The 26,552-nt window shown below is 73.7% G+C and carries 21 protein-coding genes; 15 read left to right on the forward strand and 6 right to left on the reverse strand.

Annotation, left to right across the window (positions count from 1 at the left end; translation table 11 throughout):
* Positions 1-39 precede the first annotated feature (39 nt).
* Together C1729_RS13025 and C1729_RS13030 are read left to right on the forward strand one after the other, a co-directional pair.
* Positions 40-915, forward strand: a complete 876-nt coding sequence (locus C1729_RS13025; protein ID WP_102510313.1) for a PHP domain-containing protein — start codon at positions 40-42, stop codon at positions 913-915.
* Positions 912-1,532: a MarC family protein gene (locus C1729_RS13030; protein ID WP_102510314.1), complete on the forward strand. Its 621-nt coding sequence runs from the start codon at positions 912-914 to the stop codon at positions 1,530-1,532. The genes C1729_RS13025 and C1729_RS13030 overlap by 4 nt, the downstream gene beginning before the upstream one ends.
* Before the next feature lie 446 nt (positions 1,533-1,978).
* Here C1729_RS13030 and C1729_RS13035 read toward each other — a convergent pair whose 3' ends face one another.
* On the reverse strand, positions 1,979-3,628 hold the full coding sequence (locus C1729_RS13035; protein ID WP_242493840.1) for a DEAD/DEAH box helicase: 1,650 nt from the start codon (positions 3,626-3,628) through the stop codon (positions 1,979-1,981).
* 319 nt (positions 3,629-3,947) lie between these two features.
* Between C1729_RS13035 and C1729_RS13040 the strand changes: the two genes are divergently transcribed.
* Positions 3,948-4,676, forward strand: coding sequence for a ferritin-like fold-containing protein (locus C1729_RS13040; protein ID WP_102510316.1), 729 nt, complete (start codon positions 3,948-3,950; stop codon positions 4,674-4,676).
* A gap of 72 nt (positions 4,677-4,748) precedes the next feature.
* On the opposite strand, the gene C1729_RS13045 is transcribed toward C1729_RS13040, so the two are convergent.
* Positions 4,749-4,973: a DUF3107 domain-containing protein gene (locus C1729_RS13045; RefSeq protein ID WP_102510697.1), complete on the reverse strand. Its 225-nt coding sequence runs from the start codon at positions 4,971-4,973 to the stop codon at positions 4,749-4,751.
* A gap of 193 nt (positions 4,974-5,166) precedes the next feature.
* Between C1729_RS13045 and C1729_RS13050 the strand changes: the two genes are divergently transcribed.
* Both C1729_RS13050 and C1729_RS13055 read left to right on the forward strand, forming a co-directional pair.
* Complete coding sequence (locus tag C1729_RS13050; protein WP_102510317.1) at positions 5,167-8,424, forward strand: ATP-dependent helicase; 3,258 nt, start codon at positions 5,167-5,169, stop codon at positions 8,422-8,424.
* Positions 8,421-11,867: an ATP-dependent helicase gene (locus tag C1729_RS13055; protein ID WP_102510318.1), complete on the forward strand. Its 3,447-nt coding sequence runs from the start codon at positions 8,421-8,423 to the stop codon at positions 11,865-11,867. The genes C1729_RS13050 and C1729_RS13055 overlap by 4 nt, the downstream gene beginning before the upstream one ends.
* Positions 11,868-11,877: 10 nt before the next feature.
* On the opposite strand, the gene C1729_RS14805 is transcribed toward C1729_RS13055, so the two are convergent.
* Complete coding sequence (locus C1729_RS14805) at positions 11,878-13,353, reverse strand: phosphotransferase (RefSeq protein WP_207204621.1); 1,476 nt, start codon at positions 13,351-13,353, stop codon at positions 11,878-11,880.
* A gap of 85 nt (positions 13,354-13,438) precedes the next feature.
* Here C1729_RS14805 and nudC point away from each other — a divergent pair, with 85 nt between their 5' ends.
* The 7 genes from nudC (at position 13,439) to C1729_RS13090 (ending at position 20,665) form a co-directional block, all read left to right on the forward strand.
* Positions 13,439-14,407, forward strand: a complete 969-nt coding sequence (gene nudC / locus C1729_RS13065; protein WP_102510698.1) for an NAD(+) diphosphatase — start codon at positions 13,439-13,441, stop codon at positions 14,405-14,407.
* A 354-nt stretch (positions 14,408-14,761) separates the two neighbouring features.
* A complete protein-coding gene (locus tag C1729_RS13070; protein ID WP_102510319.1) occupies positions 14,762-16,936 on the forward strand; it encodes a DEAD/DEAH box helicase in 2,175 nt (724 codons plus the stop codon).
* Positions 16,937-17,115: 179 nt separating this feature from the next.
* Positions 17,116-17,337: a mycoredoxin gene (locus C1729_RS13075; RefSeq protein WP_242493900.1), complete on the forward strand. Its 222-nt coding sequence runs from the start codon at positions 17,116-17,118 to the stop codon at positions 17,335-17,337.
* A 63-nt stretch (positions 17,338-17,400) separates the two neighbouring features.
* Positions 17,401-17,703, forward strand: a complete 303-nt coding sequence (locus C1729_RS13080; protein WP_102510320.1) for a hypothetical protein — start codon at positions 17,401-17,403, stop codon at positions 17,701-17,703.
* A gap of 112 nt (positions 17,704-17,815) precedes the next feature.
* The gene (locus tag C1729_RS13085; RefSeq protein WP_102510321.1) at positions 17,816-19,792 is read left to right on the forward strand and encodes an ATP-dependent helicase; all 1,977 of its coding nucleotides are present in this window, start codon (positions 17,816-17,818) and stop codon (positions 19,790-19,792) included.
* 141 nt (positions 19,793-19,933) lie between these two features.
* Positions 19,934-20,089 (forward strand): hypothetical protein, encoded by a 156-nt coding sequence (locus C1729_RS14675; protein WP_165375507.1) that lies wholly within the window; start codon positions 19,934-19,936, stop codon positions 20,087-20,089.
* Between the two features lie 174 nt (positions 20,090-20,263).
* The gene (locus C1729_RS13090) at positions 20,264-20,665 is read left to right on the forward strand and encodes a WhiB family transcriptional regulator (protein WP_102510322.1); all 402 of its coding nucleotides are present in this window, start codon (positions 20,264-20,266) and stop codon (positions 20,663-20,665) included.
* A 134-nt stretch (positions 20,666-20,799) separates the two neighbouring features.
* Here C1729_RS13090 and C1729_RS13095 read toward each other — a convergent pair whose 3' ends face one another.
* Positions 20,800-21,534, reverse strand: coding sequence for a hypothetical protein (locus C1729_RS13095; protein ID WP_102510323.1), 735 nt, complete (start codon positions 21,532-21,534; stop codon positions 20,800-20,802).
* Positions 21,535-21,630: 96 nt separating this feature from the next.
* Here C1729_RS13095 and C1729_RS13100 point away from each other — a divergent pair, with 96 nt between their 5' ends.
* Positions 21,631-22,173 carry a M48 metallopeptidase family protein gene (locus C1729_RS13100; RefSeq protein ID WP_102510324.1) on the forward strand — a complete coding sequence of 181 codons (543 nt, stop codon included), beginning with the start codon at positions 21,631-21,633 and terminating at the stop codon, positions 22,171-22,173.
* A gap of 73 nt (positions 22,174-22,246) precedes the next feature.
* On the opposite strand, the gene C1729_RS13105 is transcribed toward C1729_RS13100, so the two are convergent.
* Positions 22,247-23,671, reverse strand: coding sequence for a zinc-dependent metalloprotease (locus C1729_RS13105; protein WP_102510325.1), 1,425 nt, complete (start codon positions 23,669-23,671; stop codon positions 22,247-22,249).
* A gap of 96 nt (positions 23,672-23,767) precedes the next feature.
* Here C1729_RS13105 and C1729_RS13110 point away from each other — a divergent pair, with 96 nt between their 5' ends.
* The gene (locus C1729_RS13110) at positions 23,768-24,739 is read left to right on the forward strand and encodes an NAD-dependent epimerase/dehydratase family protein (RefSeq protein ID WP_102510326.1); all 972 of its coding nucleotides are present in this window, start codon (positions 23,768-23,770) and stop codon (positions 24,737-24,739) included.
* 58 nt (positions 24,740-24,797) lie between these two features.
* Entirely contained in the window at positions 24,798-25,931 is a 1,134-nt protein-coding gene (locus tag C1729_RS13115) for a YlbL family protein (RefSeq protein WP_242493841.1), read from the forward strand.
* 57 nt (positions 25,932-25,988) lie between these two features.
* Here C1729_RS13115 and C1729_RS13120 read toward each other — a convergent pair whose 3' ends face one another.
* Complete coding sequence (locus C1729_RS13120; protein WP_102510328.1) at positions 25,989-26,549, reverse strand: PPA1309 family protein; 561 nt, start codon at positions 26,547-26,549, stop codon at positions 25,989-25,991.
* Between the last annotated feature and the right edge of the window lie 3 nt (positions 26,550-26,552).

Raw genomic sequence — 26,552 nt, forward strand, 5'->3', positions numbered from 1 at the left:
GTCTCCCTAGGTCCCGGAGCGCTGAGCCTAGAGTGGGGTGTGCTCATCGACCTCCACACCCACTCGCACGTCTCGGACGGGACGGACGCGCCCGCGGCGCTCGTCGCCGCAGCGGCGGGGCGGGGCTCCGCGTCGGCGCTCGCGGACGGCGTGTCACGGCTCGACGTCGTGGCGCTCACGGATCACGACACGGTGGGCGGCTGGGACGAGGCCGCGGCAGCGGCGCGTGAGCATGGCATCGACCTCGTCCTCGGCACGGAGGTCTCCGCGCGTGCCGAGGGCATCTCGGTGCACCTTCTGAGTTACCTCCACGACCCGCAGGACGTGGGGCTGCTCGCCCTGTTCGACGCCGTGCGGACGTCGCGCGACGGGCGGGCGCGGGCCATGGTCGATCGGCTCGGGGCCGACTTCCCGGTGTCCTGGGACGACGTCGTCGCCCAGACGCAGCCCGGTACGACGATCGGCCGACCCCACATCGCTGACGCGCTCGTCGCCGCAGGTGTGTGCGCGTCGCGGGACGTCGCGTTCGCCGACCTGCTCCACACCGGCTCCCCGTACTACGTGCGGCACGCGGTGCCCGACGCTCCCGACGCGGTGCGCGCGATCGTCGCCGCGGGAGGAGTCGCCGTCATGGCGCACCCCGGTGCCCACATGCGGGGACGGATCGTCTCGGATGCCGTCATCGAGGAGCTCGCGGCCGCCGGACTGGCAGGCTTGGAGGTCGCCCACCGGGACAACGACGACGCGCAGCGCGCGCGCCTCGACCGGCTCGCGCAGCGCCTCGGACTGCTGACGACGGGCTCGAGCGACTTCCACGGTGACGGCAAGCCCAACCGCCTTGGGGAGAACCTCACCTCCAGCGAGGCGCTCGCCGAGATCGAGCGCCGTGGCACGACAAGAATGGTCCGCGCGTGAGCGACATCGTCAACCTGCGCCTCCTCACCGAGGTCTTCATCACGCTCTTCGTCATCATGGACCCGCCCGGGATCGTGCCGATCTTCCTCGGCCTCACGGGTGCCATGACAGCCAAGGAACGGCACCGCGCCGCGCGTCAGGCCGTGCTCGTCGCCGCGGGCGTCATCGTCGCGTTCGCGCTCTTCGGGCAGAGCCTGCTCGACTACATGCACATCTCGCTGCCCGCGCTGCAGGCGTCGGGTGGTCTCCTGCTGCTGCTCATCGCGCTCGACCTCCTCACGGGCAAGATGGAGGACCCCGCGGCGCCCAACGGCAACGTCAACATTGCGATGGTGCCGCTCGGGACGCCGCTGCTCGCCGGGCCGGGTGCGATCGTCGCCGCGATGCTCTTCGTGCAGCGGGTCGACGGGACGTCCGCGGACTGGCTCGCCGTCGTGCTGGGGTTCGCGGGCGTCGTCCTGTCGATGTGGGTCGCGATGCGGTTCGCGGGTGTCATCCTGCGGATCCTCGGCGAGTCGGGGACGCTCCTCGTCACGCGGATCGCAGGCCTGCTGCTCGCGGCGATCGCGGTGCAGCTCGTCGCGGACGCGGTGACGGCGTTCATCCAGACGGCGTAGCGCGGCCTGCTGCTGGTGAGGCGGCTCGATAGCCCATCCGTGCGCTTCCCGTGTACGGATCTGCTACCGAGCGTGCTTCGGAGGCTGGGCTGGCGACGACGTCGGCCGTGAGGTGGCTCGATAGCCCATCCGTGCGCTTCCCGCGTACGGATCCGCTATCGAGAGCGCATCGGAGGCTGGGCTGGCGACGACGTCGGCCGTGAGGTGGCTCGATAGCCGATCCGTGCACGCGTGGCGCACGAATCGGCTATCGGGGAGAGGCCGCCCCCGGTCGATAGTGGATCGGTACGTGGATGGTGCATCGATCGGCTATCGAGCCACGAGGGTGGTGCACCACTGCGCGAAGGCTCCGTCTCTCCGTCGGGAAGCCGGTCGACGCGGGAAGGCCCCGTCACGCTCGTCGGGACGAGCGTGACGGGGCCTTCCGTCATCGATGCTGCCGAGCCTCAGGCCTCGGTCGCGGGTGCCTGACCTTCGACGGGCGAGCCGCCGCGGGTCCGGCGACGACCGCCGCGCGACCGGCGACGCTGACCGCCCTCGACCTTCTCGCCGTCCTCACGCGGGGCACGGTTCGCGTCAGAGGCGCGGTTGGCAGCTGCGCCGTCAGCGCGCTCCGCACGGCCCTCGCCGCGGCCACGGCCGCCGTCGCGCCGCTCGCCGTCACGACGCTCGCCGCGACCGGCGCCACGCCCACGACCGCCGTCACGACGCTCGCCGCGACCGCCGTCACGACCCGCGCCGGCAGGCTTGCCGCCGCGCTTGCCGGTCTCGCCGAGGTCCTCGAGCACCTCGCCCGCGAGGCCCTCGAGCACCTGCTTTGACTTCGGCAGGCGGCCCTTGGTGCCCTCGGGGATGTTGAGGTCGGTGTAGAGGTGCGGGCTCGACGAGTAGGTCTCGACGGGCTCGGGCACGCCGAGGCCGAGGGCCTTGTCGATGAGCGACCAGCGGGGCACGTCGTCCCAGTCGACGAACGTCACCGCGGTGCCCTTGTTGCCCGCGCGGCCCGTGCGGCCCGTGCGGTGGAGGTAGGTCTTCTCGTCCTCGGGACACTGGTAGTTGACCACGTGCGTGACGTCGTCGACGTCGATGCCGCGCGCCGCGACGTCGGTCGCGACGAGCACGTCGACCTTGTTGTTGCGGAAGGCGCGCAGCGCCTGCTCGCGCGCGCCCTGGCCGAGGTCGCCGTGGAGCGAGCCGGCCGCGAAGCCGCGGTCGACGAGCTCGTCGGCCACCTTGGCGGCGGTGCGCTTGGTGCGCGCGAAGACGATCGTGCGGCCGCGGCCCTCCGACTGGAGGATGCGCGCGAGGACCTCGACCTTGTCGAGCGCGTGCGCGCGGTAGACGACCTGCTTGATGTCCTTCTTCGTGAGGCCCTCGTCGTCCGGGTCCGCGGCGCGGATGTGCGTCGGGTGCGACATGTAGCGGCGGGCCATCGCGACGACGGCGCCGGGCATGGTCGCCGAAAAGAGCATGGTGTGGCGGTTCGCCGGGGTGCGCGAGAGGAGCGTCTCGACGTCGGGCAGGAAGCCGAGGTCGAGCATCTCGTCGGCCTCGTCGAGGACGACGCACTTGACGTGCGAGAGCACGAGGTGACCCTGCTTGAGGAGGTCGATCATGCGTCCGGGCGTGCCGACGACGACGTCGACGCCGTTGTTGAGGGCCTCGATCTGCGGCTCGTACGCGCGACCGCCGTAGACCTGGACGATGCGGACGGAGCGCTTGCGCGACGCGGTCGCGAGGTCGTTCGCGACCTGGACGGCGAGCTCACGCGTCGGCAGGACGACGAGCGCCTGCGGCTTGCCTGCAAACGGGAGCGTGTCGTAGCCCTCCTCGCCAGGGGCGATGACGCGGTGGAGCAGCGGGACGCCGAAGCCGAGCGTCTTGCCCGTACCGGTCTTGGCCTGGCCGATGATGTCGTGGCCCTGCATGGCGACGGGCAGCGTCATCGCCTGGATGGGGAAGGGGTGGGTGATGCCGGCGTCGGCGAGGGCCTCGACGATCTCCGGACGGACGCCGAAGTCACCGAAGGTGACGTCGGCGGAGGACTGGACGCTCGCGGCGACGGCCGCGGGCTCGGTGGTGGACTCGGTGGGCACGGTGCCTCGTTCTGTGTGCGAGGTGCGGACGGCGCTCGCCAGCGTGGGGTCCGCGCGGCGCGGAGGCGGGCTGGGCCCGTGCCCGCGGCGAGACGCTCTCGGCGGCCGGCGCGTCCGCGCCGGATGTGGCCGGAAGCCGATCGCGCAGTTCTTCCGGTCGCACGCCTCCGCCGGGGCGGGCGGTGCGGCCGGGAGTCGTCATGATTCACAAGGTGTCGAGACGACCGGGCATCCGATGTACCGGGCCAGGATATCTGACGCGGTCAAGGACCGGCGGGACGCGGCCGCCCGCGCGGGGCGTGAGTCCTACGATGGGGGGATGCCGACCTCGTCCGAGACCCCTGACCTCACGCCTGCGACCTCGTCCGACGCCGCGCACGACGCGGGCGACGTGCTCGCGCTCGTCGCCCAGATGGAGACGGTGGCGTTCCTGCGGTTCGCGGGCGCGGCCGCGGAGACGACGGACCCTGAGCGTCGGCTGCAGCTCGCCCGCCTTGCGGGGGCGTCGCTCGCCCGGCAGGAGCGGGTGCTCGACCGGGCGGGGGAGGTCCTCGGGACGTCCGAGGCGGCGCTTGCGTTGTACGTCGCGTTCGAGGGCGCGTTCGACGAGTTCAACGCCCGGACGCGTGCGAGCGGCTGGTGGGAGGAGCTCGTCAAGGGGTATGTCGGCCATGGGGTCGCGTACGACTTCTGCCGGATCGTCGCCGGCGCGCTCGACCCCGCGTCGCGGGACATCGTCGTCGATGTCATTGACGGGGAGTTGACGTCGGAGTCGGCGATCACGCTCGTCGACGAGGCGACGAACGACGACGAGCAGCTCGCGTCGCGGCTCGCGCTGTGGGGCCGTCGGGTCGTCGGTGAGGCGCTGAGCGTCGTCCAGGTCCTGCTCACGGACAACGCGTCGCTCCAGCGGCTTCTCGCGCGCGCGGTCGCGCTGCGGTTCGAGGGGACCGACGACGAGGTGCCGGCAGCGCCGTCCGCGTGGCTCTTCGGTCAGCTGACCGCCGAGCATGCGCGGCGCATGTCGCGCGTCGGGCTCGCGGCCTGACAGGCGTCCGCGGGTACGACGACGCCCTCCTCGCCGTGGCGGGGAGGGCGTCGTGCTGCGCGGACGCGTGTGTCAGATGGTGCCGAAGCCGACGCGTCGCTGCTCCTCGGCGCCGATCTCGACGTAGCCGATCGTCGCGGTCGGCACGAGGACACGACGGCCGCGGTGGTCGGTGAGGTCGAGGACGGTGCCGCCGTCGAGGGCCTTGGCGACGGCCGCGGCGACCTCCTCGGCGCTCGCGTCGGTCTCGACGACGATCTCGCGGGTGAGGTTCTGCACGCCGATCGTGATCTCCACGTCGACCTCCTTGGGTTCGGACGGACCGGTTCTCGGTGCCAGCATCCCACCTCGTGCGGGGCGTCGTGGGCGTGTTCGCCCAGCGCGCACAGGGCAGGTGCGGCACGCGGTTCGCGTCGGCCCGGGGAATGTCGGTGGCTCGTGATGAGATGCGAGGCATGAGCAACGGACCGGTGGACTGCGGGGTGGAGGCGTGAGGGCGCGGCTCGCCCCGGCGGACGCGCCGCTCGTCCTTGTACCGGACGCGGCGCAGGACACGGCGGTCACGCGTGCGCGCACGGCGCGCGCGCTGCTCGTCACGGGAGCCCCGGGCACGGGCCGCACGACGACGGCGCTGCGGATCGCTGCCGACCACCTCGCACCGGACGACGGCCGTGCGCCGCTCGATCCGGCGCGCGTGCTCGTCGTCGCGGCGTCACGGCGTGGCGCGGGGCTGATCCGTGACCGGCTCGCGGCGCTCACGGGCCGGACGGTCGGGGCGCCCCTCGTGCGGACGGCGCCGTCGGTCGCGCACGCGATCCTGCGCCGCCGCGCGGCGGCGCTCGAGCTGCCGGCGCCGACGCTCATCTCGGGCCCCGAGCAGGACCTCGTGCTCGCCGAGCTCCTCGAGGGGCACCTCGACGGCGAGGGGACGGACCTCGTCCTGCCGCCCGGGGTGCCGCCGGAGGCCCTGCGCACGCGCGGGTTCCGGGACGAGCTGCGTGACGTCGTCATGCGGGCTGCGGAGCGCGGGCTCGACCCGGTCGCGCTCGACGAGCTCGGCGTCGCGCGCGAGCGGCCCGCGTGGCGGCTCGCCGCTCGGCTCATGGAGGAGTACCGCGACGTCATGGCGCTGCGGACCCTCACCCCGGACCTCGGTGAGCGCGTCGACCCGGCGTCGGTCGTCCATGAGGCCGTCGAGGCCCTGCTCGCGTGGGACGACGAGGTGCCGGGGGCGGCGAGGCCGCGCTGGGACCTCGTCGTCGTCGACGACTACCAGGAGGCGACGCAGGCCCTCGCGCGGCTGTGCGACCTGCTGCTCGACGACGGGGCGCGGCTCGTGCTGCTCGGCGACCCCGACCTCGCGGTCCAGGGGTTCCGCGGGGCTGTGCCGGGGCTCGTCGCGCAGGCCGCTGCACCGCGCGCGTCCGGCACGGCAGCGTTCGGCGCCGAGCACGTCGTCCTCGGCACGGTGCACCGGCACGGGCTGGCGCTGCGCGAGGTGACGACGCGCGTCGCCTCGCTCGTCGGGGCGGTGGGCACGGTGGCGCACCGCAAGGCCGAGGCCGCTGACACCGCGACGCCCGGCACGGTCCGTACCGCGATCCTCGACGGTGCCGCTCAGGAGCACGCGTACGTCGCGCACGCGCTGCGCTCGTGGCACCTGCACGAGGGGTTGCCGTGGTCGGAGATGGTCGTCCTCGCACGCTCGGGAGGGCAGGTGGCCGCGCTGCGGCGCGCGCTCACCGCGGCGTCCGTGCCGGTGACGGTGCTCGGGTCTGAGGGGCCGCTGCGGGACGAGCCCGCGGTGCGTCCGCTGCTCGACGCGGTCGAGGTCGCCTCGGGCGCGGAGCTCGATGCCGACCGGGCGGTCGCGCTCCTCCTCTCGCCGATCGGTGGGCTCGACGTCGTCGGGCTGCGCCGGCTCCGGCGCGCGCTGCGCGCCGACGAACTCTCGAGCGGCGGCACGAGGACGTCGGACGCGCTTCTCGTCGAGGTGCTCGCGGACCCGGTGAGGGCGGAGGTGTTGCCGTCGGCCGTCCGACGCGCTCCCGCCCGGGTCGCGCGTGTCCTCGCACGTGGCCGGGAGGCCGCCGCGCTCTCAGGCGCCGATGCGCAGACCGTCCTCTGGGCCGTGTGGGACGCAACCGGGCTTGCACCGCTGTGGCGGGACGCGGCGCTCGGCGGGGGCGCCGCGGGCGCCCGGGCGGACCGTGACCTCGACGCCGTGCTCGCCCTCTTCAAGGCAGCGGAGTGGTTCGTCGAGCGCAATGCGCGCCGCACCCCGGGGATGTTCGTCGACCACGTGCGCTCGCAGGAGCTGCCCGCGGACTCGCTCGCGCAGCGTGGCGGAGTGACGGACGCGGTGAGCGTCCTCACGCCCGCAGGCGCGGCCGGCCGGGAGTGGCGCGCCGTCGTCGTCGCGGGCGTCCAGGAAGGGGTGTGGCCTGACCTCCGGCTGCGGGACACGCTGCTCGGGGCGCAGGCTCTCGTCGACGCGGTCGCGGGTCAGGACGTCGCCGACGGCGACCCGGAGCGGCTCGCCCGTGCACGTCGGGCGGTGCTCTCCGACGAGGTCCGCGCGTTCCTCGTCGCCGTCTCGCGGGCGCGCGAGCACCTGCTCGTCACCGCGGTGAGCGACACCGAGCAGTTGCCGTCCGTCCTCCTCGACCTCGTCGAACCACCCGGTCCGGACGTCGACGAGGACGCGCCCGACCCGCGTCGCCGTGAGGCGCCCGTCGCGCTCGACCTGCGGGGCCTCGTCCTCCGGGCGCGGCTGCTCCTCCAGACCGGGAGCACGGCCGGACTGGTCGGCGGTGAGCGCGTCGCCACGAGCCCCGGAGGAGCCGCGCACGAGGCCGCCCAGGCCGAGGCTGCCGACGTCCTCGCGCTCCTCGCCGACATGGGCGTGGGCGTCGCCGACCCCGCGGGCTGGTACGGCACGCACGACGTCTCGAGCACCGCGCCCGCGTGGGGCCCGGACGACCGCGTGCGCGTCTCGCCGTCGAAGGTCGAGCAGGTGCACCGCTGCGCGCTGCGCTGGGCGCTCGAGGCCTCCGGGGGGCGTGCGGCGGACGCCGTGCAGCAGAGCCTCGGCACGCTCGTCCACGCGATCGCGGAGACGTACCCGTCGGGCAGCTTCTCGGAGCTCGTCGGCGAGCTCGAACGGCGCTGGCCCGAGCTCGGGCTGCGGCCCGGCTGGCCTGAGACGGTCGCCCGGACGAGGGCCCGCACGATGATCGACCGCCTCGCGCAGCACATGGCCGCGAGCGGGGAGGTCCTCGCGACGGAGGCCCGCTTCGCCGCGGAGATCGGACGGGCGGATCTCGTCGGGAGCGTCGACCGCCTCGTGCGGCAGCCCGACGGCTCGGTCGTGGTCGAGGACCTCAAGACCGGCGCGGCAGGCAACGCCAAGGACGCCGAGGTCAACCCGCAGCTCGGCGCGTACCAGGTCGCTCTTGAGGCCGGGGCGTTCGCCGACGTCCCCGGCGTCGGGGAGGCCCCGGTGAGCGGCGGGGCACGGCTCGTCCACGTCGGCGGGACGTTGAAAGGCCCCTCGCTGCGCGAGCAGCCCCCGCTCGCGGACGCCGAGGATCCCGGGGGGGCTCGCGAGCTCGTCGAGGGCGCCGCCACGGCGATGGCCGCGGCGACCTTCACCGCGACACGCAACTCGATGTGCGACTTCTGCCCGGTGCGGCGCTCCTGCCCGCTCCAGGAGGAGGGACGCACCATGGGAGGGACCACCGCATGAGCACCACCAGCACGACGGTGAGGTTCTCCGCGGCGGACATCGCCGACCGGCTCGGCCAGTTCCGTCCGACGGACGAGCAGACGGCCGTCATCGAGGCGCCGCTCGAGCCCGTGCTCGTCGTCGCGGGAGCCGGGTCGGGCAAGACCGAGACGATGTCCGCGCGCGTCGTCTACCTCGTCGCCAACGGCCTCGTCGCCCCCGACGAGGTCCTCGGCCTCACGTTCACGCGCAAGGCCGCGGGCGAGCTCGCGGAGCGCATCCGGCGGCGCCTGCGGACGCTCGCCGCGGCCTCCCGTGCCGACGGTGAGGCCGTGCCGTGGGCTGCGGCAGCCGACGACGACGCGGGGGCCGCGCTGCTCGGTGCGCTCGCCCGCCCGGTCGTCGCGACGTACAACTCCTACGCATCGGGGCTCGTGCGGGAGCACGGACTGCGGCTCGGCATCGAGCCAGGGGCGCGGCTCCTCGGTGAGGCGAGCCAGTGGCAGCTCGCGCACGACATCGTTGAACGCTGGGCGGGAGAGCTCACGCTCACGTCCGCGACGAGCACCGTCGTCGACGCGGTCCGCAGCATGTCGCAGGCGCTCGCCGAGCACCTCGTGCCGACTGACGAGGCTCGCGTCCGCATGCAGGGCATCATCGACGCGCTGCTCGGTGCCCCCGAGGTCGCCAAGGGACGCAAGGGCGTCCGTGCCCCCGTCCGGGATCTCGCGATGCTGCTCGGGCACCGCATCGAGCTGCTCGACCTCGTCGACGAGTACCGCCGTCGCAAGGCCGCGACCGACTCGCTCGACTTCTCCGACCAGGTCGCGCTCGGCGCACGCCTCGCTGAGGACTTCGGCGAGGTCGGCGCGGGGGAGCGGGCCCGCTACAAGGTCGTGCTGCTCGACGAGTACCAGGACACGTCGTACGCGCAGGCGCGCATGCTCGGCGCGCTCTTCGGCGACGGGCACGCCGTCACGGCCGTCGGTGACCCGCACCAGTCGATCTACGGCTGGCGCGGTGCGAGCGCGTCCGGCCTCGCACGCTTCGGCGAGATCTTCCGCGCCGGCACGGGGCTCCACCACCTGTCGCTCTCGACGTCGTGGCGCAACGACCGCGCCGTGCTCGACGCCGCGAACACCATCGCTGCGCCCCTGCGCCGCGCGCACGAGGGGACCGGCCTCGAGGTGCGCACGCTCGGCACGCGTCCGGGCGCGGGGACGGGCACGGTGACGAGCCTCTTCACCGTGACGGAGGAGGACGAGGCGGCCGCGGTGGCCGAGGAGATCGCCGCACGCTGGCGCCCCCGCTCACACCCCGACGGCCCGCGGAGCGCGGCCGTGCTGTGCCGCGCACGCAAGCAGTTCGGCCCGCTCGAGGTCGCGCTGCGCAGGCTCGGCGTGCCCGTCGAGGTCGTGGGGCTCGGCGGCCTGCTCGACGCTCCCGAGGTCGTCGACCTCCGGGCGCTGCTCGAGGTCATCCACGATCCCTCGCGCGGAGACTCGCTCATGCGTCTGCTCACCGGACCGTGGGTCGACCTCGGCGTCGCCGACCTCCTTGCGCTCGCCGACCGTGCGCGGGACCTCGCTCACCGCCACCGGCTCGCGCGCCGTCCGTCGCCGAGCGAGACCGAGGAGCACGGGGGTGCGGGGACGGACGAGCCGACGACACCCGGTGAGGTCGTCCCGGAGTCCGACGCGAGCGACGAGACGACGATCGTCGACGTCCTCGACGAGCTGCCTCCGGCAGGGTGGACGAGCCACGACGGTCGCGCCCTCACGCCCGAAGGTCACGCGCGGCTCGTCCGGCTCGCGGGCATCGTCGAACAGCTCCGCTCGCGGACGTACCTCTCCGTGCCGGAGCTCGTCGTCGAGTGCGAGCGCACCATGGGCCTCGACATCGAGGCGGGGCTGCTCGGCCCCGGCCACGCGGGCCGCGCCCGCGCGAACCTCGACGCCTTCCGGGACCTCGCGCTCACCTTCGTCGACGGCTCCGACCTGCCGACCCTCGGGGCGTTCCTCACGTGGCTCGACGCGACGGCGAGCGCGAACGAGCGGATCGACGGCGCGCTCACGGACCCCGACCCGGACGCCGTCCAGATCGTCACGGTCCACGCGGCCAAGGGCCTCGAGTGGGACGTCGTCGCGGTCGCAGGGCTCACCGACGGCAAGTTCCCGTCGACCGCGACGCAGGTCCTCGGCAAGGCCGGCGAGCCTCAGGCCCCGACGGACTCGGCGTGGCTCACCGGCCTCGGCACGCTGCCGTACCCGCTGCGCGGCGACGCTCCCGACCTGCCGCGGCTCGCGTACGAGTCCGCGGAGGACCATGCCGACATGGTCGAACGCCTCAAGCTCTTCAAGGAGGACGCCGGCGAGCACCAGGTCGCCGAGGAACGCCGTCTCGCGTACGTCGCCTACACCCGGGCGCGCGAGCACCTGCTGCTCACGGGCTCATGGTTCCGCGGCGAGGCTCAGAGGCCGAACCCGCCGAGCACTTTCCTCGTCGAGCTCGCCGAGGCCGGCCTTCTCACGACGACGGGCTGGGCGGAACCGCCCGAGGGGGAGAACCCGACGCTCGCCGCCGAGCACACGGCCGTGTGGCCGCGCAGCGAGGCCGTGCCCGAGGCGCTCGCCCGGGCTGCGCTGAGGGTCGAGGAGGCGCGCGCTGCGCGCCGGGCACGCGAAGGCGTCCGGCCGGTCGCGGACGACGAGTCCGCCCGGCTGCACGTGGACGATGGAGGCACTTCGACCACGGACGGGCCCGGCGCAGGCCAGGACACTGCCCCCGTCACCGATCTCGCCGCGACCGCCGCGATGCTCCTCGCGGAGCGCGAGCTCCGCAGCCGGCCCGTCACCGAGGTCGACGTGCCGACGCACGTCTCGGCGTCCGCGATGGTGCGCATGGCGACGGACCGTGCCGAGTACGCGCTCGCGCTGCGCCGCCCGGTGCCGTCGGCGCCTTCCGTGCACGCGCGACGGGGCACGACGTTCCACGCGTGGGTTGAGCAGCACTTCGCGGCGCCCGCGCTCATCGACGTCCTCGACCTCGACGACGCGGACGACGAGGCACCGGACGGCGAGCTCGACGCGCTCAAGGCGACGTTCCTCGCGACGCCGTGGGCCGACCTCGTGCCGGTCGCGATCGAGGTCGACGTCGAGACTCCGCTCGCGGGTGTCATGACGCGCTCGCGCATCGACGCGGTGTTCCCCGACCCCGAGCATCCCGGCACGGACCGGGTGGTCGTCGTCGACTGGAAGACCGGACGTGAGCCCCGCGACGCGGACGCCGCGGCGGCGCGGGAGGTCCAGCTCGCGGTCTACCGGCTCGCATGGGCGAGGTGGACGGGACTACCTCTCGACAAGGTCGACGCGGCGTTCTGCTACGTCGGCTCAGGCACGACCGTCCGCCCCGGGCGGCTGCGCGACGAGGCCGAGCTCGAGGCGCTCCTGCGCGGAGAGGGGTGACGCGTCGGCGTCAGCCGCGGCCCGGACCGTCCGGGCCGTCGCCGACCGCTTCCGCGGAGTCATCGTCCGGCGAGTCGTCGCTCAGCATGTCGTCGCTCAGCGTGTCGTCGTTCAGTGCGTCGGCGCTGAGCACGTCCGCCGCGGGCGTCGGCTCGTCGTCAGCCGCTGATGCGGGCGACACGACCCAGTCGGAGCCGTCGGACCCGCGCACCGCGATGACGTCGTCGGGGTCGACGTCCTCGTACGAGGCCCAGGCGGCACGGGCGTCCGCGATGTCGATCGCCTCAGTCGCGGCTGTCGGAACGAGCGGCGCCGAGGCCTGGGTGGTGGCACCGCCGACGGTCTCGACCGCGCCCGTGACGGCGCTCCCGGCGCTGAGCGCGCTCGCCGCGCTCACCCCGGACGAGGCGCTCACCCCGGACGAGGCGCTCACTCCCGACGCCGTGCTCCTACTGCTGACGATCGCCGTGCCGTCGGCCACCTCGGTTGCCTCGACCGGCACTGCGTCGGCGAGCGTGACGCCTGCGGCGACGCCCGCGCTCACGCGGACGCTGCCGGTCGCAGGCGACTCTCCGGCGGGGTGGAGGGCCTCGTCGAGGTCGAGCATCATCTCGACCGCGTCGGCCTGGATCTGCTCGTCGCCCTGGTGGACGCCGTGGAGGAGCCAGCGGACGAGCGCAAGCTCGCTCACGAGGTGCGCGCGGTCGACGAGGTGGGTGTCGGACAGCTCCGTGCGAGCCTGGCGGTAGGCCTCGAGCACGGACTCGGCGGCGTCCTCGGGTGCAGCGACGAGGAGCCATGCGCGGTCGTCGGCAGGGTCTGCGACCTGGCAGGACGACCAGTCGACGATCCCGTTGACGGTCTGCTGTGCGACGAGCACGTGGTCGGCACCGAGGTCACCGTGAGTGACGACGGGCCGGTAGCGCCATACGGCGACGTCCTCGAGCGAGGCCTCCCAGCGGCGCAGGAGCCGCACGGGCACGCGTCCGGTCGCGGCGGCCTCGTCGAGCTCGGCAAGGCGCCGGCGACGGTAGTCGTCGGCCGTGTACGAGGGCAGGCCTGCGTCCTCGACGAGCGAGCTCGGAAGCTCGTGGAGCGCGGCGATCGCCTGGCCGACGGCCCGCGCGAGGCCGGGGCCGGGCCGGAGCTGCTCGAGGGGCAGGGGGTGGCCCGGGATTTCGGGGTAGACGACGGCGCGGCCGCCCTCGTCGAGCTGGGCGAAGCCTGCGGGCGCGGGGACGGCGAACGGCAGCCGGCCCGTGTCGACGTAGGCGCCGAACGAGCGCAGGAGCGCCATCTCGGCCTCGAGGCTCGCGCCGGCGACGGTGTCGCGCGGCGAGCGGACCATCCAGCGGCGCCGCTCGTCGTCGACGACGAGCGCGACGTCGTCGTCGCCGTCGGACACGACCGCGGCGACCTCGACGGCGCGCAGGCCGGGGACGGCGGCGGTCGCGAGGGCGGCGAGGGCGAGGTCGGAGCGCTGCATCGCTCCACGGTACGGCGCGAGGGCCCGCGAGGCGGTGAGGGCACGCCCTGCGTCGTGCGAGACGCGTACCGTGAACGTCGTGACGATGCCGACCGACTGGTCCTCCCTGCCGCTGTCCCGCACGGGCACCGATCGTGCCGGGGCGCGGCGCGACGCGCCTGACAACCTTGCGCGTCTGCTCGCGGCAGCGACGACGCGCGTGCTGCTCGTGCGTGGTGGCGAGCTCGCGCTCGAGCCGGGGGAGGGTCATCGTCTTGCGCTCGTCCCGGCGTCGGAGGCCGTGGCGGCGGCCGCGCGCGGGCTCGTGTGCGACCTGGGGCGGTCGTCGCGTGACGGTGGCTCGGACGTGCTGGCGCTCGTCCTCCCGGCGACGCGGCCTGCGGTCGACATCGAGGGTGTCGAGGCACCGACGCCCCGCGAGGAGCTTGCGGCGGGCCGGAGGTGGGGTGCGTTGCGGGACGTCGGGCACCTACTCGACGGGCACGATGCGGGCCTTGCGACGGCGGCGGTCGCGCTCGCGGCGTGGCACGCGCGGGCGCCGCGCTGCCCGTCGTGCGGCGAGCCGACGGTCGCGGTGAGCTCGGGTTGGGCGCGGCGCTGCGAGGACGAGGGGGTCGATCACTACCCGCGGACGGACCCTGCGGTCATCATGGCGGTCGTCGACGCGGACGAGCGGCTGCTGCTCGGGCATGCGGCGCACTGGCCGGAGCGTCGGTTCTCGACGCTCGCGGGGTTCGTCGAGGCGGGCGAGGCCGCCGAGGCGGCTGTGCGGCGGGAGGTGCTCGAGGAGACGGGCGTCGTCGTGGGACGCGTCGAGTTCCGGGCGACGCAGCCGTGGCCGTTCCCGGCGTCGCTCATGCTCGGCTTCGTCGGGCATGCGGAGACGACGACGGTGACGACGGACGACGTCGAGGTGACGGACGCCCGCTGGTTCACGCGGGACGGCCTCGCGGCCGACGTCGCTGCGGGGCGTGTGCTGCTGCCGATGCGGTCGTCGATCGCGCGGGCGCTCATCGAGGAGTGGTTCGGCGGAGAGATCGTCGAACCGGCGTGACGCTGTGCGTCGGGCGGCGTGACGCTGTGCGTCGAACCGGCGCGGCGGAACGGCTGAGGGGTCCCGGTGGTGGCCTGCGGGGCGTAGGATCTGCTTGTCCGTGCGCGCTGCGGACGATGACCGCGCCGCGGCCTGCGGACGGAGCAGGTCGTGCCTGGCGGTGCGAGGACCCGTGGCGGGAGACGCCCCGGCCGGACGCGTGAGCGGCCGCGCACGCCGGGCCGTGCCACCGGGCCGCCGGTCCGTGCCGTGCTGACGGCCGGGTCTGCGGTGGCAACCGGCCGCCGCGCGGTGCTGTGCGTCGAGCGCGGCGACGTCGAGCGCGTAATTGTGGTGACGAACGAAGGAAGTGCTGTGGCACGAGCAGGCACCGGCCGGTCCGGACACTCCCGCGGAGGCTCGGGCGGCTCGGGTGGTTCCGGCGGGCAGCGTCGGCGTGCCCGGGACGAGGGTCTTGCCGGGGTGCTCGCGGGGATCGCGCGCGAGATCGACGCCGCGGTTCGCAAGTCTCCGACGCGGCCTGCTGTGCGCACGAAGTTCCAGGTCGTCGCGCTCCTCGTGCGCGAGGAGCGGGCACGCGTCCAGGGCGACGAGTCGCTCACGGCCGCGAAGCGCACGCACGAGCTCAAGCGTCTTGACGGAGTCGCGACGTCGCTCGCGAAGATTGCGGCCCGTGACACGTCTCTTCTCACGCTCCTCGGTGAGGACGCGAGGGTCTCCGGCGCCGCACGCACCTACCGGGCGACGGTGCTGCGTGCTGCGGGCGTCGAGGTGCCCGACGACGTCGTCGAGGAGGTCGAGCCCGAGCCTGTCGTCGAGCGGACCGCCCCGCACCGCGTGGTGCCGCGGTCCGCCGTCTCGCGCCGCATGGCGAACCCCTTCCTCGCCCCGGACTTCGAGGCGGCGGCCGAGCGTCAGGCCGCGCGTCCGCGACGGCTCGCGGGCTGGGAGCTTCTCGAGCCGCTCTTCCGTTCCTTTGAGGTGGCGGGGACGGGCGAGGTCGCGTGCATGCCGCTGCCGGACGGGTCGATCGCGTCGGCCCCGCCCGGCCGCCAGCTCATGCACCACCAGGCGCAGGTCGTCCACGCGGCGGCGCGCGGGCACCGCACGTTCCTCCTCGCGGACGAGCCGGGGCTCGGGAAGACCGCGCAGGCGCTCCTCGCCGCGCAGGCCGGAGGCGCGTTCCCGCTTCTCGTGGTCGCGCCGAATGTCGTCAAGACGAACTGGGCCCACGAGGCGCGGCTCTGGGTCCCGCACCGGAGGGTCACGGTCATCCACGGCGACGGCGACGGCAGCGGTGACGGCGATCAGGTCGATGCGTTCGCCGACGTCATCATCGTCAATTACGAGATCCTCGACCGGCACGTCGACTGGCTCGGTGATCTGGGCTTCCGCGGGATGGTCGTCGACGAGGCGCACTTCATCAAGAACAGGTCGTCGCAGCGTTCGCGCAACGTCCTTACTCTCTCCAAGCGGATCCGGGAACGTACGGCGAAGCCGCTGCTCGTCGCGCTCACGGGAACACCTCTCATCAACTCGGTCGAGGACTTCCGCGCGATCTGGCAGTTCCTCGGGTGGATCGACGAGAAGCTGCCGGTCGGCGGTCTCATGACGGCGCTCGAGGACACGGGGCTCAGCCCGGGGGAGCCGGGGTTCTACGCGGCAGCGCGCCGCGCCGTCGTCGACATGGGCATCGTGAGGCGCCGCAAGGTCGAGGTTGTCGCGGACTTCCCGGCGCGGCGGGTCGCGGACCTTCCCGTCGAGATCGACGGGGCGCTGGGACGTTCGATCCGCGCGTCGGAGGCGGCCCTCGCTCGGCGCATGGTCGAGCACTACCGGTCGGCGCTCGCGCACCGGTCGGGCGACGTGGTCGAGGGTGTGGACCTCGCTCTGGCGCGCCGTGTCGCGGCGGCCGAGCTCAAGGACTCGACGTCGAAGGCTCAGGGCGAGAACATCTTCACGATGGTGCGCCGGCTCGGGCAGGCGAAGGCAGGGCTCGCCGCCGACTACACGGCGCAGCTCGCGCGCAACGTCGGCAAGGTCGTGTTCTTCGCGAAGCACGTCGACGTCATGGATGAGGCCGAGCGGGTCTTCGCCGACCGTGGCATCGGGTACGTCTCGATCCGTGGCGACCAGACCGCCCGTGCCCGGGCGCACGCGGTCAAGGCGTTCACGGAGGACGACGACGTGCAGGTCGTCGTGTGCTCGCTCATGGCGGCGGGCGTCGGCCTCAACCTCCAGGTGGCGTCGAACCTCGTGCTCGCCGAGCTGCCGTGGACGGATGCGGAGCAGACGCAGGCGATCGACCGTGTCCACCGCATCGGTCAGGACGAGCCGGTCACGGCGTGGCGGGTGGTCGCGGCGCAGACGATCGACGCGAAGATCGCCGAGCTCATCGACGCGAAGTCGGGGCTTGCCGCGCGCGCGCTCGACGGTGCTGACATCGACGACGAGGCGTCGTCGACGGACGTCCAGCTCGAGGCTCTCGTCGCGCTGCTCGTCGAGGCGCTCGGGGGCGCGGCGTCCTGACGCGGCGCCGCGACGTGCGGTCCCGTGCCTGTCGGCGGAATGCCGGGCGGTGGGGGATCGTTATGCTGCGGCAGGGCCACATGGCCCGCTGCCCTTCCCGACGCCTGCACGTCCGACGCTCCCGGAGGAGACCCGTGACCCTTGCCGCACCGCACGTCCCTGAGGCCGGTTCCGTCGTCATGTACTCGACGACGTGGTGCGGCTACTGCACGCGCCTCAAGGCTCAGCTCGACTCGGCGGGCATCGGCTACACCGAGGTGAACATCGAGGAGGTGCCGGGGACGACCGACTATGTCGCGTCGGTCAACGGCGGCGACTGGATCGTGCCGACCGTCGTGTTCCCGGACGGTACGTCCGCGACGAACCCGTCGCTCGCGCAGGTCAAGGCTCGCCTGGCCTGAGCCGGGCCTCGCCCGACGACCGCCGCGCGAGCGCGCGGCGACCGATCCGAGAGGGGGACGACCATGTGGACCGTCGTGCACTGGGTCGCGCTCGTGTGGGCCGTGGGGAGCGCGATCTACGTCGGGGTGGCGTGGTCCCGCAAGGTCGGGGCGCGCCGCGCGCCTGACGCCGCTGCGCAGCCGAGCACGTTCCTCCTCGCGCGGGTCGGCATGATCGCGGTGCTTCTCGCCCTCATGGTCGACGAGGATCCTTCGGTCGGCCCGTGGTGGCTCCGGGTGGGCGGGCTCGTCGTCGCGCCGATGGCGCTCGCGTTCGGCGCCTCGTGGACGCACGAGCGCGCGCGGAGCAGCACCGACTCGGCCTGAGCCCCGCGTGCCGAGGCCCGCGTCGTCCCCAGGGGCGGTGCGGGCCTTCGTCGTCCCCAGGTGAGGGGGCGGGTTCCGTGGATGTCGGTGGCGCCTGGGATGATCGACGACGATGACTCCCGACGAGATCCTTGACGCCCTCGACCCCGACCAGCGCGCCGTTGCTGAGGTGGTCCACGGGCCCGTCGTCGTGCTCGCGGGCGCGGGGACGGGCAAGACGCGCGCGATCACGCACCGCATCGCGTACGGCGTGCGGGCCGGCTACTACCCGGCGACGTCGGTGCTCGCGGTGACGTTCACGGCGCGTGCGGCGGGGGAGATGCGCGGGCGGCTGCGGGCGCTTGGCGTCGGCGGGGTCCAGGCGCGCACGTTCCACGCTGCGGCGCTGCGGCAGGTCGGGTACTTCTGGCCGAAGATCGTCGGCGGGGCACCGCCGCGCATCGTCGAGCAGAAGGCGCAGATCGTCGCGCACGCCGCGACCGGGCTCGGGATCTCGGTCGACAGGCTCGCGGTGCGGGACATCTCCTCGGAGATCGAGTGGGCGAAGGTCTCGCTCGTCCCGGCCGACGGCTACGCGGAGGCGGTCGCGGCACTGCGGCGCGAGCCTCCTGCCGGGCTCGAGGCTCAGACGGTCGCGCGTCTGCTGCGGGCGTACGAGGACACGAAGAACAACCGCGCGCTCATGGACTTCGAGGACGTGCTGCTCTACCTCGCGGACATGATCGCTTCGCACACGTCGGTCGCCAACGAGATCCGGCAGCAGTACCGGCGTTTTGTCGTCGACGAGTACCAGGACGTCTCACCCCTGCAGCAACTCGTCCTCGACCAGTGGATGGGCCCGCGCCGCGACCTGTGCGTCGTCGGCGACCCCTCCCAGACCATCTACTCGTTCACGGGTGCGACCCCGCGCCACCTGCTCGAGTTCCGCAAGCGTTTTCCGGACGCGACCGAGGTGAGGCTCGTGCGCGACTACCGCTCGACGCCGCAGGTCGTGGGGGCTGCCAACGCGCTGCTCGCCGACCCGCGCGCACGGACGTACGCGGGTCTCGAGCTCAAGGCGCAGCGTCCTGCAGGGCCGCCCGTCGGGCGTTCCGTGCACGACGACGACGAGGCCGAGGCCGCGTTCGTCGCAGGGCGTGCCGCGCGGCTCATCGCCTCGGGGGTCCGCGCGAGCGAGATTGCTGTGCTCTTCCGCACGAACGCGCAGTCGGCGGTCCTCGAGAACGCGTTCGCGGACGCGGGGGTGCCGTACCTCGTGCGCGGCGGCGAGCGCTTCTTCCAGCGCAAGGACGTCCGGGACGCGCTCGTCCTCCTGCGCGGCGCGGCCCGCGCCGTCGAGCCGGGCGTCGCGCTCGGCGAAGCGGTGCGCGACGTCCTGCTCAACGCAGGCTGGGCACCCGAGCCGCCCGCGGCGCGGGGCGCGGTGCGCGAACGCTGGGAGGCCATGCAGGCGCTCGTCGCGCTCGCGGACGACCTCGCGACCCGCGAGGGCGCTGACATCCGGATGCTCGTTGCCGAGCTCGACGAGCGTGCCGCGGTGCAGCACGCGCCGACGGTCGAAGGTGTGACGCTCGCGTCCCTCCACGCCGCGAAGGGTCTCGAGTGGGACGCGGTGTTCCTCGTCGGGCTGAGCGAGGGCCTCATGCCGATCTCGCTCGCGACGGACCCGGCCGCGATCGCTGAGGAGAAGCGACTCCTCTACGTCGGCATCACGCGTGCCCGCGAGCACCTGCACCTGTCGTGGGCGCGCTCGCGCGGCGGCTCGGGCCGAGCTTCGCGCACCCGCTCGCGCTTCCTCGAGCATCTCGGCGCCGACGCCACGAAGGGTCGGCGGAGCACCGTCGTCCACGATCGCAGTGAGGGCCCCGACCCCGTGCTCCTCGACTCCCTGCGCCGGTGGCGCGACCTGCGCGCCGAGGACATCGGCCGGCCCGTGCACGTCGTCGTCACCGACGTGACGCTCGAGGAGATCGCGACGCTCCGGCCGACGACCCTCACCGAGCTCGCCGACGTCCGCGGGCTCGGCGCAGACCGACTCGACCGCTACGCGGATGACCTGCTGAGGCTCCTCGAGCAGCACCGTAGCTGAACCGAAGATCACGAACAGGTCACGATCGCGACGGGTCCACGATAAAGAGTTGGCCACCGCGCGAGACCCCGGTCTACGGTGGTCGAGTTCCTGACGGCAGTGCCCACGACGCGATGCGTCGCAGGCCGAGAAGAGAGAGGGGTGAGCAGCATGAAGAACTTCCAGACCATGACGACGTCGATCGTCGATACGGGCACGGCCCGCGGTCGCACCATGCGCGCTCACCTCGCCGGAGCACACCGTCTGCTCCCCAGCAAGGCGCATGCAGCGCCACTGACGTCCTCGTCCGGCATCTGACGCCACCCGCGTCCACCCGACGACCGTCGCACCCGCCCGCAAGGCGGAACACCTCGCAGAACGCACCCTCGCGCAGCCGGTATCGCAGCCGGACACGCGAGGCGGACCGCAGCGAGGCGCACCCTCTCTCTTGCACCAGCTCGGAACACCCCGGAGGCCACCGTGCGGCCCAGCATGCTTCTCGCACCGTCCACCCAGCGTGACGACCTCGTCGTCGCCCCGATCTCCCGACCCACGACGGTCACCCCGACCACGCCTTCGCCCGTGCAGCGGACTGCCACGCCCTCGACCCGGGAGGAGCGCGCCGAGTTCGACGCGCTCCTCGCCGCGGTCGTCCCGTGCCGCACCGAGGACCCCGAGCTCTGGTTCGCGGAGCGCACCGCAGACGTCGAGCGCGCCAAGGCCCTGTGCCGCGAGTGCCCGCTCGCCGTCGGATGCCTCGCTGGCGCGATCGAGCGCAACGAGCCCTGGGGCGTCTGGGGCGGCGAGGTCTTCGTCGACGGGCAGGTCGTCGCCATGAAGCGCGGCCGCGGCCGCCCGCGCAAGGTGCGTCCCGAGGACGCGCAGGTCGCATGATGCACAGCGACCGTCCCCGGGACGCGCAGGTCACGACGTGACCGCCGTCCGCCCGGCACCAGTCCGGGCCGCAGCACCGCAGGCCGGTGCACCCGCCGCGCGGGTGCGCCGGCCTTCGGCGTTCCTGGGCGCGGTCAGGCGCAGCCGCACGCCGGATGGACCGGCCAGTACTCGACCGTCGGTGTGAGGTCCGGCAGCGTGAGCCTCGTCGTGCGCGCGAGTCCGCGCGTCGACGGTGCCGGCACGAGGAGCTCGAGGGTGCGCGCCGCAGCGAGGCCGGCCCCCGTGACGGCGAGCACAGGATCCTCAGCGCCGTTGCCCACGTGCCTGCCCCGCGCGGGAGGCACGTGGTCGTCGACACGGTGCAGATCGACGCAGCGCAGGCACGCGGTGCGACCAGGGACGACCCCGGGCCCGACCTCGAGCCAGCCGTTCCCCCACGTGACGAGGAGGTGAGGCACGCCCTGCGCGACGAGCCGCCACGTGCACGCCGGGTCGATGCGCTCGTGCGTGACGATGACCGCCGCGGCGAGCGTGCCCGGGTCGTGCCCGTCGAGCACCCCCGGCGACACCGCCGTCGAGGTGAGGAGCGAGCCGGCGAGCACTCCCGCGGCGGACACGGGCCGGGGACGTCCGACGTCTCCGACGCGATAACCGCCGATGCCGACGTCGTCGTGCGCGACGGACGCCGCGTCGTCGAGGACGAGGCGGTGCGCGCCGAGCGACGCGAGCGTCCGGGCGAGCTGCAGCCCGAGCGGACCGAGGCCGAGCACGCCGACGGTGCTGCTCTGGAGGGCTGCCACAGCGGCACCGTGAGCCGCCACGGCAGGCGCCTGGCTGTCGGGTCGCGGAAGCGTCTGGATGGTCACGCACCGAGGATGGCAGTGGACAGTGTCTCGTGGGACTTGTCCACAGGGTCGGCGCGTGCGGTCCCGTCCGCACGCGGGTCACGGTACGGTCGAGCCATGAGCGAGGGGGCTGACGCGACCGGGGCCGCTGTCGAGGTGCGCCGCAGCCGGCGCCGCACCCGTACGGTGAGCGCATACCGCGAGGGTGGACGCACGATCGTCGCGATCCCCGCACGCTTCACTAAGACCCAGGAGCGCGAGTGGGTCGAGCGCATGCTCGAGCGCCTCGCCGCGAAGGAGGCCCGGCGCAGGCCGTCGGACGCACAGCTCCTCGAGCGCGCGATGGAACTCTCGGCGCGCTACCTCGACGGTCTCGCGGTCCCCGCGAGCGTTACGTGGTCCGCTCACCAGGAGCGGCGCTGGGGGTCGTGCACGGTCGACGACCGCACGATCCGCATCTCGACACGAGTGCGCGGCCTGCCGTCGTGGGTGCTCGACTACGTGCTCGTTCACGAGCTCGCGCACCTGCTCCAGGCGGGTCACGGCCCCGGCTTCTGGGAGCTCGTCGAGCGCTACCCGCGCACCGAGCGTGCCCGCGGGTTCCTCGAGGGGGTCGCGTTCACGCACGACCACGGCGACACGGGCGACCACGTCGACTGACGTACCCGCCGCCGCGGCATGCTCGCTGCCGCCACGTGCTCGCCGAGGCGACGCGGCCGCTCAGGCCTTCGGCTCAGGCCTTCGGTTCCGTCCCGTCGTCGCCCTCGGCTTCCGCGAGAAACGCCTCGATCGCACGGTCGACGTCCGCGAGCTCGGCGTCCGTCGTCGCGCGGCGCCCCGCGAACCCGGTCGGATCGTCGAGGTCCTCACCCGTCGGCAGGAGGTCCGGGTGGTCCCACACGGCGTCGCGGACGGCGAGCCCTGACTGCTCCGCGATGAGACGCCACAGCGCCGCGGCCTCGCGGGACCTGCGCGGCCGCAGCTCGAGCCCGACGAGCGTCGCGAACGTCTGCTCGGCCGGCCCGCCGGCGGCGCGCCGGCGGCGCATCATCTCGCGCAGCGGCATGGCGTGCGGCAGGTGGGGGAGCGCGGCGGTCGTCGCGACCTCGTCGACCCAGCCCTCGACGAGCGCGAGCGCGGTCTCGAGGCGTTCGAGTGTCGCCCGCTGCTCGGTCGTCTGGCCGATGCCGAAGAACCCGCCGCCCGCGAGGGCCGAGCGGAGCTGGTCGGGGTCCGACGGGTCGACGTCCCGCACCGCGTCGTCGAGTGCGTCGACGTCGATCGTGATGCCGCGCGCGTACGCGTCGAGCAGGCCGAGCAGGTGGCCGCGGAGCCACGGGACGTGCGTGAAGAGACGCGCGTGCGCGGACTCGCGCAGCGCGAGGTAGAGGCGGACCTCGTCGAGCGGCGCGTCGAGGCCCTCGGCGAACTCCTCGACGTTCGCGGGCAGGAGCGCGGTCATGGGCTCGGCGACGAGCGGCACGCCGATGTCGGTGAGTCCGAAGACCTCGCGCGAGAGCGTGCCGGCTGCCTGGCCGATCTGCATGCCGAACATCGCGGAGCCGAGCCGCTCGAGCAGGGCCGATGGGTCCGCGAGCGAGCCCGGGGGCAGGACCGCGGCCATGCCGGGCGGCAGCACTCCCTCCATGTCCTCGGGGAGACGCTCGCCGAGGACTCCTCCGAGCGCGGCGACGAGGTTCGTCGCGACCGGCGCCGCGAGCTGCGACCAGGCGGGCAGCGTGCGCTCGACCCATTCCGAGCGGCTCCACACGACGCGTGACCCGCCCGCGGGCGCGAGCTCGGTCGCGGTGTCGAGCCAGAGGTCGGCGACGCCGAACGCGTCGAGCGCAGCGCGACGCTGCGCGTCGCCGACGCTCGGGTCGCCGCCTGCGGCAGCAGCCTGACGTGCGACGTCGTGCGCGACGTCGCGGTTGACGGGGCCCGAACCGGTCGACAGCAGCGACCTCACCTGGGCGAGCACTTGGTCGATGAGCCGCGGGTCGTCGGCGATGCCTGCCGCGGCGTTGAGCGCGTCGACGTCCATGCCGCGTGCTCTGAGCTGCGCGATCGCCTCGTCGGCGTCGGGTCCGAAGACCGAGCGCAGCAGGCGCTCCCAGGGCTCCTCCGGGGTGTTCCCGCCGGGGAAGTTCTCCGTCATGGGTGTCTCCTGGTGCCGTGGTGGGTGCGACCGGGCGGCCGGACGTGGGAACATCCACGGTAACCGTCACGACGACCGGGGGAAGGGGCTGCAGCCATGTCGGAGGGTGAGGTTCGCTCACGGCGCACTGTGCTGCGCGGGCGCGGCCCCGTCGTCGACACGCTCGCCCGGTTCCTCGACGCGGAGCCGGACGCACCCGTGCTCGGGGGCGTCGACGTGGTCGTCGTCGTCGACGGCGGCGCGTTTGACCCCATGCCGCCGTCCCGGGTCGCGGCCTGGCTTGCGGAGCACGACGCCGAGATCGCACGCGAGGTCGCCGAGTTCCGGCCGGGTTCTGTCCACCGGGTCGTCATCGTCTCGTCGGCCGCGGTCCTCGGGGCACTCCCCGGGGGCGGCGTCCACGGCGACGACGCGGTCCCGCTCACGGAGCCTGAGGGCACCGCGGCGCTCACCGCCGCACTCGAGACGCACGTCGTCGACGCGGCGACGGAGCTCGGGGTCCCCGTGACGGTCGTCCGGACTGCGCCCGTCGTCGGCCCGGGAGTCGACACGATGATCACGCGTCACTTCGAGATGCCGTGGCTGCTCACGCTGCGCGGCGTGGACCGCGAGTGGCAGCTGCTCCACGTCGAGGACCTCGCGACCGCGGTGCGGACGGTGCTCGAGCACGACGTCGACGGCTCCGTCGTCGTGGGGACCCCCGGCCCTCTCTCGACCGATGCGGTCGTCGCCGCGTCGGGGATGCGTCGCGTCGACCTGCCCGCGCAGACGGCCTTCGGCATCGCCGAGCGGCTGCACCGCGCGGGGCTGCTGCCCGCGTCGGCCGCCGATCTCGCGCTCGTCGTCCACCCGTGGACGGTCGCTCCCGAGCGTCTTCTCGCGCTCGGCTGGGAGCCGACCCGGTCGAACGACGAGTGCCTGCGGGAGCTGCTCGCGGGCGTCGAGGGGCGGACTGCGCTCGTGGGGCGTCGCGTCCACGGGCGTGACGCGGCCGCGTTCGGCGCGGTCGGCGCCGCCGTCGCGTTCCTCGGCACGGCCGCCGTGATGCGGCAGGTGCGCCGCCGCTGAGCGGCGACGGGGTGAAACCTGTGCGCCGCTCCCAGCGACGTCGGGGATGATGGACGACGTGCGCCACGATACTCCGCTCGACGAGCTCCCCGAGGACGCCCGGTCCGGTGCCGAGCCGCCGCAGCCGCCGCTCCTCACCCGACGCGTCCTCACGCAGACGATCGCGCTCGTGACGGCCGCGCTCGCGATCGCGGCGATGGTCGCGCTGCCGACCGGATACGTCGTGCGGATGCCGGGGCCGACGTTCGACACGCTCGACACGACGGGCACGCCCGTCATCGAGGTGACGGGCGCGGAGACGTTCCCGTCGGCGGGGCAGCTGCGTTTCACGACCGTCTCCGCGCTCGGCAACCGTGACGCTCACGTCCCTGTGCTGCGACTCTTGCGCGCGTGGATCGACCCCGACGAGGGTGTCTACCCGGTCGAGGCGCTCTTCCCCGCGGGAACGACGACCGAGGAGACGACGCAGCAGAGCCAGGCCGAGATGGTGACGAGCCAGGAGTCGGCGACCGTCGCGGCGCTGCGCGCTCTCGGCCGGACCGTCGACGAGACGCTCACGGCCGTCGCGACGGACCCGAAGATGAAGGCGCAGGGTGTCGTCGAGGTTGGCGACGTGCTCGTCGCGCTCGACGGCACACCCATCACGTCCTTTGAGCACCTCGGCGAGATGCTCGACGCGATCGCGCCTGGCACGACCGTGACGCTGCGCGTTGAGCGCGCCGGGACGCCGACGGACCTCGAGGTCGTCACCTCGCCCGCGCCCGCGGGCTCGCAGGGCGGCGCCGACAGGTCGTACCTCGGCGTCTCGGTCGACCGTGCCTTCGAGACCGACCCCGTCGTGACGATGCACATCGACGATGTTGGCGGACCGAGCGCGGGCATGATGTTCGCGCTCGCGATCATGGACATGCTCACTCCCGTCGACGAGACGGGCGGTCAGATCATCGCGGGCACGGGGACGATGAGCACTGACGGGAACGTCGGCCCGATCGGCGGCATCACGTACAAGATGCGGGGCGCGTCCGACGACGGCGCGGACTGGTTCCTCGTGCCGTCGGGCAACTGCGTCGAGGCCGCGGGCCACGTGCCGGACGGCATGACGGCGGTCGAGGTCCGCACGCTCGAGGGCGCGTACGACGCGGTCGTCGCGATCGGCGAGGGCCGCGGGGCCTCGCTCCCAACCTGCTCCTGACGGCGCTCGACCGGCCGGACCGGGCGGGGCGACCTCGCCCGGACCGACCGGGGCGCGTCAGTCCTCGAACGTCGCGGTGAGCGCTGCGACGAGCCCCGGCACGAGGTCGGGGCCGAGCGCGACCTGCGTGGGGTCGTCGTTGCGTCGCGTGCGGATCGCGCACCACGACGGGCCGTCGCGCAGGACCGCGACCGCGAGGCGAACGTCCTCCCGCTCGGGGTGCTCCGCGAGGTAGGAGAGCGCCTCGTCGGGGTCCGACGGCATCCCGACCTCGGCCTCGGGCGGGACGATGACCCGCTCGACGACGAGCGCCGCTCCGTGGACGGTCGGGGGCCAGGCGAGCGAGCCGAGCAGCTCCTCGAGCGTGTCCGCGGGAGGCAGGTCCTCCTGCTCGATCGAGAGCATGGCGAACTCGTTGGCCTCGACCTGCGCCGGCAGCTCGGGCATCTGCTGCGCGAGCTCGGGGGACGACTCGAGCGCCTCCTTCGTGCGGATGATCGCGAAGACGCGTGGCGGACCGTCCCAGCCGCCGCCTGCGACGTGCTGCTCGATCTCGCGGATGGTCTCGGACAGCGTCAGCTCCTCGAGCGTGTGCTCGCGTGCTCCCTCGGTGGTCATCGC

Origin of the sequence: Sanguibacter massiliensis (assembly GCF_900240335.1) — a bacterium.
Taxonomy (GTDB): Bacteria; Actinomycetota; Actinomycetes; order Actinomycetales; family Cellulomonadaceae; genus Flavimobilis; species Flavimobilis massiliensis.